Source organism: Kitasatospora nipponensis (assembly GCF_039528135.1).
Lineage (GTDB): Bacteria > Actinomycetota > Actinomycetes > Streptomycetales > Streptomycetaceae > Kitasatospora > Kitasatospora nipponensis.
Window position 1 is genome coordinate 1 of sequence record NZ_BAAALF010000252.1, and the last position, 9866, is coordinate 9866.

7 protein-coding genes and 2 pseudogenes are annotated in these 9866 nt (G+C 76.3%); all 9 read left to right on the forward strand.

Annotated elements, in window-relative coordinates:
* Positions 1-274 (forward strand): annotated as a pseudogene (locus ABD323_RS37125) (hypothetical protein); the annotation flags it as partial.
* A 43-nt stretch (positions 275-317) separates the two neighbouring features.
* Positions 318-962: a class F sortase gene (locus ABD323_RS37130; RefSeq protein WP_344446509.1), complete on the forward strand. Its 645-nt coding sequence runs from the start codon at positions 318-320 to the stop codon at positions 960-962.
* 129 nt (positions 963-1091) lie between these two features.
* Positions 1092-1994, forward strand: coding sequence for a hypothetical protein (locus ABD323_RS37135; protein ID WP_344446510.1), 903 nt, complete (start codon positions 1092-1094; stop codon positions 1992-1994).
* The gene (locus tag ABD323_RS37140; RefSeq protein WP_344446511.1) at positions 1991-2845 is read left to right on the forward strand and encodes a response regulator; all 855 of its coding nucleotides are present in this window, start codon (positions 1991-1993) and stop codon (positions 2843-2845) included. Before ABD323_RS37135 ends, ABD323_RS37140 begins: the two co-directional genes overlap by 4 nt.
* Positions 2842-4152 carry a sensor histidine kinase gene (locus ABD323_RS37145; protein WP_344446512.1) on the forward strand — a complete coding sequence of 437 codons (1311 nt, stop codon included), beginning with the start codon at positions 2842-2844 and terminating at the stop codon, positions 4150-4152. Before ABD323_RS37140 ends, ABD323_RS37145 begins: the two co-directional genes overlap by 4 nt.
* A gap of 219 nt (positions 4153-4371) precedes the next feature.
* The gene (locus ABD323_RS37150) at positions 4372-5847 is read left to right on the forward strand and encodes a hypothetical protein (protein ID WP_344446513.1); all 1476 of its coding nucleotides are present in this window, start codon (positions 4372-4374) and stop codon (positions 5845-5847) included.
* 1057 nt (positions 5848-6904) lie between these two features.
* On the forward strand, positions 6905-8500 hold the full coding sequence (guaA, locus tag ABD323_RS37155) for a glutamine-hydrolyzing GMP synthase (RefSeq protein WP_344446514.1): 1596 nt from the start codon (positions 6905-6907) through the stop codon (positions 8498-8500).
* Between the two features lie 227 nt (positions 8501-8727).
* A pseudogene (locus ABD323_RS37160) lies at positions 8728-9267 on the forward strand (DoxX family protein); the annotation flags it as partial.
* A gap of 237 nt (positions 9268-9504) precedes the next feature.
* Positions 9505-9798, forward strand: a complete 294-nt coding sequence (locus ABD323_RS37165; protein WP_344446515.1) for a Rieske (2Fe-2S) protein — start codon at positions 9505-9507, stop codon at positions 9796-9798.
* Positions 9799-9866 lie beyond the last annotated feature (68 nt).

Sequence of the window (9866 nt, forward strand, 5' to 3'; positions counted from 1 at the left end):
CTCGGGCGTCTCGGCGCCCGCCGTCCAGCCCAGCGGCGCGGCGGGCGGCGTGAAGCCGTCGGTCGCCGGTACGGCGCCCAGCGCCACCCCGAGCGCGCCGGGGGGCGCCCCGCAGGTCGCGGGCGTGCCGAAGGGCGCGGCGCAGACCGGCGAGGCGCCCGGCGGCCAGTCGTCCACCGGCACCCTGGCGGCCGGCTCCGGGCTGGCCGCCGCGGGCGTGGCGGGCATCGGCTTCGCCGTCCTGCGCCGTCGCCGTGCCGGCGCGCAGGGCTGAGACCTCCCATCGCCGTCGGCGCCCCGGGTGGGTGCCGGCCGCGATGGGCGCCTCGATCGCGCTGGTGCTCTCCGCGCTGATCCTGACCTCCGCCCCGCGGCAGCCGGCCCCGGTGCGGATCAGCACCGCGGCGGCGTCGCCGGCCACGGCCGCGACGCCCGACGCACCCGGCACCGCAGGCGCCGGCCAGGCGCCGGCGGGCGGCGCCGGCGGAACGACCCCGCCGCCGGCTACCAGGACGGCCTCGCCGCCGGTGCACCTGACGATCGCGCGGATCGGGGTGGACGCGCCGGTGGTGGACACCGGCCTGAACACCGACGGGACCGTCGAGGTGCCGCCGATGGACCGGCCTTCCGAGGTCGGCTGGTACCGGGGCACGCCGACCCCCGGGCAGGTCGGTCCGGCCGTGCTGCTCGGCCACATCGACACCCGCCAGGGCCCGGCGGTCTTCAACCGGTTGCCGCAGCTGCGCCCCGGTGACCGGATCGACATCCGCCGCCAGGACGGCAGCACCGTCTCGTTCCAGGTGCGCGAGCTGCACGACTACGCCAAGACGGCGTTCCCGACCGAGCTGGTCTACGGCAACACGCCGGGTCCGCAGCTGCGGTTGATCACCTGTGGCGGGGAGCTCGGCTCGGACGGGCACTACAAGGACAACATCATCGTGATGGCGGACCCGATCTCCTGAGGCCCCGGTTCCGGCCCCGGGTCCGCGGGCGGCGTCCGGGCCGGCCCGGCTGCAACCGCCGGGCCGGCCCGAGCCGTGTGGCAGTCTGACCGGGGTTCTCGGACATTCGTACGGAGAGGGACCACCAGCGTGAGTTCACGGCTTGGCCGACAGGCGGCCCGTTGGGGTGCGGCGGTGGTGCTGGCGGTCGCCGCGCTCGCCGGCTGCGCCGGTCCCGGACAGCTGCACGACGCCGGCCCGACGCGTCCGCTGGCCTCCCCGCCGAGCCCGCCCAGTCCGGTCGAACTCTGGCCGGCGGTGGCCCTCTCCACCAGCCCCACGCCCGCGGTCGGCAGCCCGGGAGCACCGGAGCCGGTGCCGGGGATCACGGTGTCCGGCGACGACATCCGCACGGTCGACGTCAGCCGGCTGCTGCGCCAGGACAGCCGGGACGTGCCCGCCTCGGAGCAGGAGGCGGTGACCGGCTGCACCGGCTGCCAGGTGCTCGCGCCGCAGTTCCGCGACCTGACGGGCGACGGTCGCGAGGAGCTGCTGACCGCGGTGCTGACCGCCGACCAGCGTGGTGACCTGCACGTCTACCGGCTGGTCGAGCACCAGCTGGTGCCGATCCTGACCCTGCCGGTGGCCGCCGGGTTCTGGGCCGACACCCTGCTGTCCGACCTGGAGGTGCACGAGCCGGCCGGCACGGCCGCCGTCGTGCTCAGCACCTACCACTGGGACGGCGCCCGGCTGGCCTTCTCCAACCGGCAGATCAAGCCGACCGGTCCGGGCGGCGACGCCCCCGCGTGCCTGCTGGGCGACCTACAGGTCGGCACGCTGCCCGCGAGCGCCAAGCCGACCCTGCCGAGGAATCCGGGCACCCCCAGCGCGGGTCCGATCCAGCCCTCGGCCCGGCCCTCGGTGGCGCCCCCCGCGCCGGGCGGGGCCGGCGCGGCCCCGGCGTTCGCCACCCCGTCGGCCCTCCCGTCGGCCGCGCCACCGGCGGCTCCCGTGCCGAGCGCCCCGCCGGCCACCCCGGGGGTGAGCCGATGAGCGCCCCGGTGCCCGGCACCCCGCGGATCCTGCTGGTCGAGGACGACGAGGTGATCCGCGAGGCCACCCGGATGGCCCTGGAGCGCTACGGCTTCCCGGTGGACACCGCCGCCGACGGTCTGGAGGGCCTGGAGCTCTTCCGCGCGCGGCGGCCCGACCTGCTGCTGCTGGACGTGATGCTGCCGCTGCTGGACGGGGTCGGACTCTGCCGGCGGATCCGCGAGGAGAGCCAGCTGCCGATCCTGATGATGTCGGCCCGCACCGACCCGGTCGACGTGGTCTCGGGGCTGGAGGCCGGCGCGGACGACTACCTGGTCAAGCCGTTCGAGACCGCGGTGCTGGTGGCCCGGATCCGCACCGTGCTGCGCCGCACCGGCCTGCCGGCCCGGGCGCCCGCGGCCTGGCCCGCGCCGGCGGCCCCGCCGGTGCCCGGCGCCCCGCCCGTCCCGTCCACCCCACCGGCCCCGACTTCGCCACCTGCCCTGACTTCCCCACCTGCCCCGCCCGTGCCACCCGTGCCACCCGCTCCCGCCGGGCCCCCGCTCGCGGTGCGGGACGTCGACGGGCTGCAGGTGGACACCGAGGCGATGGAGGTGCGGGTCGACGGCCGGGAGGTCCTGCTCACCCCCACCGAGCTGCGCCTGCTGCTGGAGTTCACCGCCGCCCCCGGCGTCCTGCTGGAGCGCCAGACGCTGCTGGAGCGGGTCTGGGACTACGCCTGGGGCGCCGACTCCCGGGTGGTCGACGTCCACGTCCAGCGTCTGCGCGCGAAGATCGGGGCCGAACGGATCGAGACGATCCGCGGCTTCGGCTACAAGCTGCGCCGCCCGCGCGCGGGCGGCCGGGCATGAACCTGCGCCGCCAGATCGCCACCACGGTCGCCGTGGTCTCCTGCCTGGTCGCGCTCGCGCTGGGCCTGCTGGTCCACCAGGCGATGGTCCGCCAGCACGAGGCCCAGGCCCGGGCCACCGCCGAGCGGGCGCTGGACTCGCTGCTCGACGCCTACGAGAACTCCCGGCAGGTCGTCGCCCCCACCTGGCACGCCGCCGTCGACGACCCCGGACTCCCGCCGGACCTGCGCCGGCTGGCGCTGCGCGGGCACCACGGCTCGGAGCTCGGCGCGAGCCCGGCGGGCACCGCGATGTGGGCGGCGGCCGGCAGCGGCGGCCAGGTCATCTCGCTCTGGGTGGACTACTCCCAGGACGAACGGGCGATCGCCGACCTGGACCGCACCATCCTGGTCTCGGCGGTGCTCTCGGTCCTGGTCACGGTGCTGGCCGGGGTGCTGGCGGCGCACCGGATCAGCGGCCGGCTGCGCGGCGCGGCCCGCACCGCCCGCACCATCGCCCAGGGCGACCTGACCGCGCGGATCGGCCCACTGGGCCGGCCGCGCGACGAGGTGGCCGAACTCGCCGCCGCCGTCGACTCGATGTCGGCCGCGCTGCGCAGCAAGCTGGAGAACGAGCAGCGCTTCACCGCCGACGTCGCGCACGAGCTGCGCACCCCGCTGACCGGCCTGCTCACCGCGGCCGGCCTGCTGCCGCCGGGGCGTCCCACCGAACTGGTGCAGGACCGGGTGCGGGTGCTCTGCAGCCTGACCGAGGAGTTGCTGGAGGTCTCCCGGCTGGACGCCGGCGCCGAACGGCCGGAGCTGTCGGTGGTGCCGCTGGGACCGCTGGTGACCCGGATCGTCGAGGGCGTGCCGCCGCTCGCCGGGTCCCCCCTGCCGGCGGCGCCCGCGGTCGAGCTGAGGATCGAGCGGGCCGCGCAGGTCACCACCGACCCGCGCCGGCTCGACCGGGTGCTCGGCAACCTGGTGGCCAACGCCCAGCGGCACGGCGCCCCGCCGGTGCGGGTGGTGGTGGACGGCCACCGGATCACCGTGCGCGACCACGGCCCGGGCTACCCCGAGGACGTGCTGCGCGAGGGTCCGCAGCGCTTTCGCACCGGTGCCCGGGAGCGGGGACAGGGGCACGGACTGGGGCTCACGATCGCCCAGGGGCACGCCGCGGCGATCGGTGTCGAGCTGCGGCTGGAGAACCATCCGGGTGGCGGCGCGGTGGCCGAACTGCGGCTTCCGGGAGTCGAGCTGATGGAACACCAGGACGGCTGGGCTCGGGGGGTGGTTGCGGTGCGCACGGACGGGGATCGGCGCTAGGGTGGGCCGCCGAGGGGGGATGCCTTGATGGCTCTGTGCGTGTGCTGTGGAGCGGCCTCGGCCCCGGGAGCGGCCGGCTGTGCGGCCTGCGGGCAGGCGCTGCCGCCGTCCCGGGCACCCGGCCCGCCACCGTGGGGACCGCCGGCGCCGCCGGCCACGATCGGGCCGCCCGCCCCCGCCGACCCGCCGGACCCGACCGCCGCGCCCTGGGGCCTCGGTGTGCCCTACCGGCCGTCCACCGGCCGGGGCCGGGCGCTGTGGGCGCTGTGGTGGCCCGCGGTGCGGGCGCTGATCGCGCCGACCGCGCTGCTCCTGGTGGTCGCCGCGCTGGCGGCGATCCCCGACCACGGCTCGCTCTTCGACCTGTTCGGCGCCTCCGTGCCCCCCTACGGCGCCCGCTACGGCGGCATGCTCGCGCTGACCCTGACAGCGTTCGGCGCCCCCTGGCAGCTGACGGTGGGCAGCGGTCCGCAGATCCCTGCCGGTGCCGAGCACCTCACGTTCCACCTGCTGCCGATGACGGTGACGCTGGCCTGGCTCGGCCTGCTCCGGCTCGGCCTGCACGCCGCGCAGCGCGCCCGCACGGCCCGCACCGGGCGCCCGCCGAGCGGGGCGGAGGCTCTGCGGGAGGCCGCCAGGACCGCCCTGGTGGCGTCCGTGGTCACCCTGCTGATCGGCCTGCTCTCCGGTACCGACTGGCAGCGCCCGGCTCCGGGGGCGGGCGGCGGCTGGCTGCCGGGCGGGTCGGCCCCGGTGTGGGGCAGCCACCTGGCCGCCGGCGCCGGCTGGGCGTGGGCGGTGCTCGGCTCGGCCGTGCTGGCCGGCCTGCCGGCGCTGGCCGTGCACGGAACCGACGCGCTGCGCCGAGCGGCCCGGCGCGACGCGCGGCCGCGCGGCTGGGCGGTGGCCGGGCTCCTCTCGGCGCAGGTCCTGGCGGTGGCGGCCGCGGCGGCCGCGCTGGCCGGCCTCGTCCTGCTCGCGCTGCGGGGCCACGGCGGCGCCACGCTCGCGGGGCTGGCCGTGCTGCCCAACCTCGGCCTGCAGCTGATCGGCTTCGGTTCGGGCGCCACGCTGGCGGCCGGCGGGCACTCCTACCGCGACGGCCACGAGCCGCTGCGCGGCCCGGCCGGCTGGCACACCTCGCTGCTGGACCTGCCGTCGGCCGACGGGGCCTGGCGGCTGGCCGTGCTGGCGGCGATCGCGACGGCCGCGCTGTTGGGGTTCGCCGCCCACCGGCGCGGGCTGGACCGGGCCGGCCGGCTGCGGCTGGCCACCGTGCACTGGGCGGCGCTGAGCGCGCTGATGCTGCTCTCCGGCGCGCTGACCGAGAGCGCCTGGAGCGTCGCCCGCCGCGCCGCTGCGGACGGCGACCCGGCCGGCGCGCTGGTGGGCGGCCTGGGCGAGGTGCGGCTCAGCACGCACTCCTCGGTGGCGCTGGGCGTGGCCGGGGTGCTGCTGGCGAACCTGCTCTGGACGGCGCTGGGCGCGCTGCCGCTGCCCGAGCTGCTCTCGCCGCGCGTCGCAGCCCTCCCGCCGGCGTCCCCGCGGCCCGCCGCGTACCTGCCGCAGCCGGCGTACCCGCCGCAGCCGGCGCACGCGCCCCACCCGGCGCCGCCCGCTCCCGGCGCGCCGAGCGCGCCCCAGGGTCCGGCCGCGGCGCTGCTGCCGCCGCCCACCGACGTGCTCGACCACTAGGACGCGGGCCCCGGCGCCCGGTGCCGGACGGGCGGGCGCCGTCCGCGGCGGGCAAGGCAAAGGGCCCCGCGGGGGAACGGGGCCCTTTGTCGCTCAGCACACGGCGTCAGGGCTGCGCCGGTGCTGGGGCGACGGCGCCGGGGGAAGAGCGCCGTCTTATTCGGTTGGCTCGACGGCGTCCGGCTCGGGCCGGACGCGCGGGTGCTGCGCGGGTGCCGTGCGGCGGTGCGCCCCGGCCGGTTCGGCCCGGGGACGGCGGTGGGACCGCCGGGCGCCGCCGGTGGGCACCGGTGTGGAGACGTGGGACCGCCGGTCTGGTGGTCCTGTCCTCACGGAGGGTGAGGGAATACCCACGGTCACCGCCGGTGGGCGGGGGCAGCGGAAGCGGCGACCCGCCGTCCGGAACTGGCCTCCGGCGAACCCCCACCCCAGCATCGTGGTGGACAGAGGCCGTGCTCTGCAACCGATTCGACCGACTTCGAGGTAGTCCATTTTCCGCCTGACCGGTTCCTGACACCCTGTCAGTACGGATCGGGGGTGCGGTCGGGGGCCCGACCGGCTCGTCGATCTTCGGTCACCGTTGGTAGTCGACCTCCGGCGTCCGGTCCGGGATCCGGGCGCGTGCGCCGGTCCGGCCGGGGCTCCGGCCGGCGGTCGGGGTCGGCGCCGGGTGGTGCGGCGGCGGCCCGGGCGTCGCCCAGTGCGGCCGCCGCACCTCCTGGCGCAGTCGTGAGCCGGCCGCTGTCCCCTGCCGCCGGCTCCACCGCACCCGCGCCCGATCCCACGGCGCAGCACCCGGCCACGGGGGCCGGAGGTGGTGCGCCACGTGCGCGAGTGGACTGGAACATTCCACGCGTGGTCCTGCCGAACCGCACGGGCGAGGGCCCGGGTGCCCCGGCGACGCACCTGGAGGGCGCGCCGCGGTCGTGCGGTCGCCCGGTCAACGAGCGCGCGACCGCCCCGACACGGGCGCGCGGCATGTGGGTGAAGGGGGGCAAGGCCCAGCCCGGTAGACTCGACAGGGACACCCCACCTCGTTGCCGCCGGAAGGCCGTCTGTGTCCTCTGCTACCCCCGACCAGTCCGCAGCGCCGGTCGACACCGTTCTGGTGGTCGACTTCGGTGCGCAGTACGCCCAGCTCATCGCCCGCCGGGTGCGTGAGGCGCGGGTCTACAGCGAGATCGTGCCGAGCTCCATGCCGGTCGCCGAGATGCTCGCCAAGGACCCGAAGGCGATCATCCTCTCCGGCGGCCCGTCTTCGGTCTACGAGGAGGGCGCGCCGCGGCTCGACCGTGCGATCTTCGAGGCCGGGGTGCCGGTCTTCGGCATGTGCTACGGCTTCCAGCTGATGGCGATCACGCTCGGCGGGACCGTCGACAACTCCGGCGCGCGCGAGTACGGCCGCACCGCCCTGCACGTCTCCAAGAGCGGCTCGACCCTCTTCGAGGGCACCCCGACCGAGCAGTCGGTGTGGATGTCGCACGGCGACGCCTGCTCCGCCGCCCCCGCCGGCTTCGCGGTGACCGCCTCCACCGACGTGGTCCCGGTCGCCGCCTTCGAGGACGACGAGCGCAAGCTGTACGGCGTCCAGTACCACCCCGAGGTGCTGCACTCCACGCACGGCCAGCAGATCCTGGAGCACTTCCTCTACCGCGGCGCCGGCCTCGCCCCGACCTGGACCACCGTCAACGTGGTCGACGAGCAGGTCGCGCTGATCCGGGAGCAGGTCGGCGACAAGCGGGCGATCTGCGGCCTGTCCGGCGGCGTGGACTCCGCGGTCGCGGCCGCCCTGGTGCAGCGCGCCATCGGCGACCAGCTGACCTGCGTCTACGTCGACCACGGCCTGATGCGCCAGGGCGAGACCGAGCAGGTCGAGAAGGACTTCGTGGCCGCCACCGGCGTCAAGCTCAAGGTGGTCGACGCCGAGGAGCGGTTCCTGAGCGCGCTCAAGGGCGTCAGCGACCCGGAGGAGAAGCGCAAGATCATCGGCCGGGAGTTCATCCGGGTCTTCGAGCAGGCGCAGGCCGAGATCGTGGCCGAGGCCGGCGAGCACGGCCAGTCGGTGGACTTCCTGGTCCAGGGCACCCTGTACCCGGACGTGGTGGAGTCCGGTGGCGGCACCGGCACCGCGAACATCAAGTCGCACCACAACGTCGGCGGCCTGCCCGAGGACCTGCAGTTCTCGCTGGTCGAGCCGCTGCGCAAGCTCTTCAAGGACGAGGTCCGGATGGTCGGCCAGGAGCTGGGCCTGCCCGAGGAGATCGTCCAGCGCCAGCCGTTCCCGGGCCCGGGCCTGGGCATCCGGATCGTCGGCGAGGTCACCAAGGAGCGCCTGGACCTGCTGCGCGAGGCCGACGCGATCGCCCGCGAGGAGCTGACCCTGGCGGGCCTGGACCGCGAGATCTGGCAGTGCCCGGTGGTGCTGCTGGCGGACGTGCGCAGCGTGGGCGTGCAGGGCGACGGCCGCACCTACGGTCACCCGATCGTGCTGCGCCCGGTCTCCTCCGAGGACGCCATGACGGCCGACTGGTCGCGGCTGCCGTACGACGTGCTGGCCAAGATCTCCACCCGGATCACCAACGAGGTCCGCGACGTCAACCGGGTGGTGCTGGACTGCACCAGCAAGCCCCCGGGCACCATCGAGTGGGAGTAGTCCCACCCGCCCGGCCCGGCGGATCGCCGGGCCGTTGAACGGCCGCACCGTCGTCCACGTACTCGTGGATGGCGGTGCGGCCGTTCGCGTCGGATCCGGCCGGGTCGCGAGTGGGGTCGGATCCGACGCTCGTGGGGCGGGATACCGTCGAAAAGTGATCAGGAACGGGCAGAATGCGGACCGGACCTGTCGGGAGCTGATGGGCCGTACGGGAAGGTGACGTGATGATGGAGGGCACCAGGGACTCGGTCGGCGCCGGGGGCCCGGAGCTGCCGTCCCAGCGGCCGGAACCCGCCGCGGGCGAGGGGCGGGCCGCGCACCGCCGCGCGCTGGCGAGCCGGTACGCGCTGCTGCCGCTGCGGCTCTTCCTCGGCGTCACCTTCGTCTACGCGGGGCTGGACAAGCTCGCCGACAGCCACTTCCTGGCCGGCCGGGGCGACCTGCAGTCCTTCTACGCCCAGACCCTGTACGCCCGGTCGCACAGCCCGGTCGGCTGGGCGCTGGAGCCCGCGCTGCACGCGCCGACCTTCTTCGCCCTGCTGATCGCCTTCGGCGAGCTGGCGGTCGGGCTCGGCACCCTCTTCGGCCTCTGGGGCCGGGTGGCCGCGCTCGGCGGCGCCACGCTCAGCCTGACCCTGTTCCTCACCGTCAGCTGGAACACCACCCCGTACTACCTGGGCAACGACCTGCCCTACCTGATGGCCTGGAGCGCGCTGCTGCTGGCCGGCACGCCGTACCTCTCGGTGGACGGCTACCTGGCCCGGCGGGCCGAGCGGGACCGGGCCCGCGGGCTGGACGAGCACGCGGTGCGCCGGCGCTCGGTGCTGGACGGCGGCATCGCGGCGGTCGCGCTCGGCGGTGCCGGCCTGCTGGCCGGCTCGCTCACCGCCACCTTCGTGCGCGGCAAGCCGAAGCCGGTGGCCCTCACGCCGAGCCCGGCCCCTTCGGCCGGTGCCTCGCCGAGCGGTGGCGCGAGCGGCGGCGCCGCGAAGGTCTCGGTGGCGGTGGCCGACGTTCCCGTCGGCGGCTCCGCCACCGTCAAGGACCCCAGCAGCGGTGACGCGGTCTACATCGTGCAGCCCAAGGCCGGCCAGTACTGCGGCCTCTCCTCGATCTGCACGCACGCCGGCTGCACCGTCGACCCGCCGAAGAACGGCCAGCTCAGCTGCCCGTGCCACGGTTCGAAGTTCGACGCCGCGACCGGGGCGGTGCTGACCGGCCCCGCCGTGAAGCCGCTGCCCAAGTACACGGTCACCAAGGACGGCGACCGCCTCGACCTCGGCGCCCAGCAGTCCTGAGGCGCACGCCCGCCCGGCCAGGTCGACGTCGACGCCACCACCGGCACCGTCTCCCTCAACGGCCGACC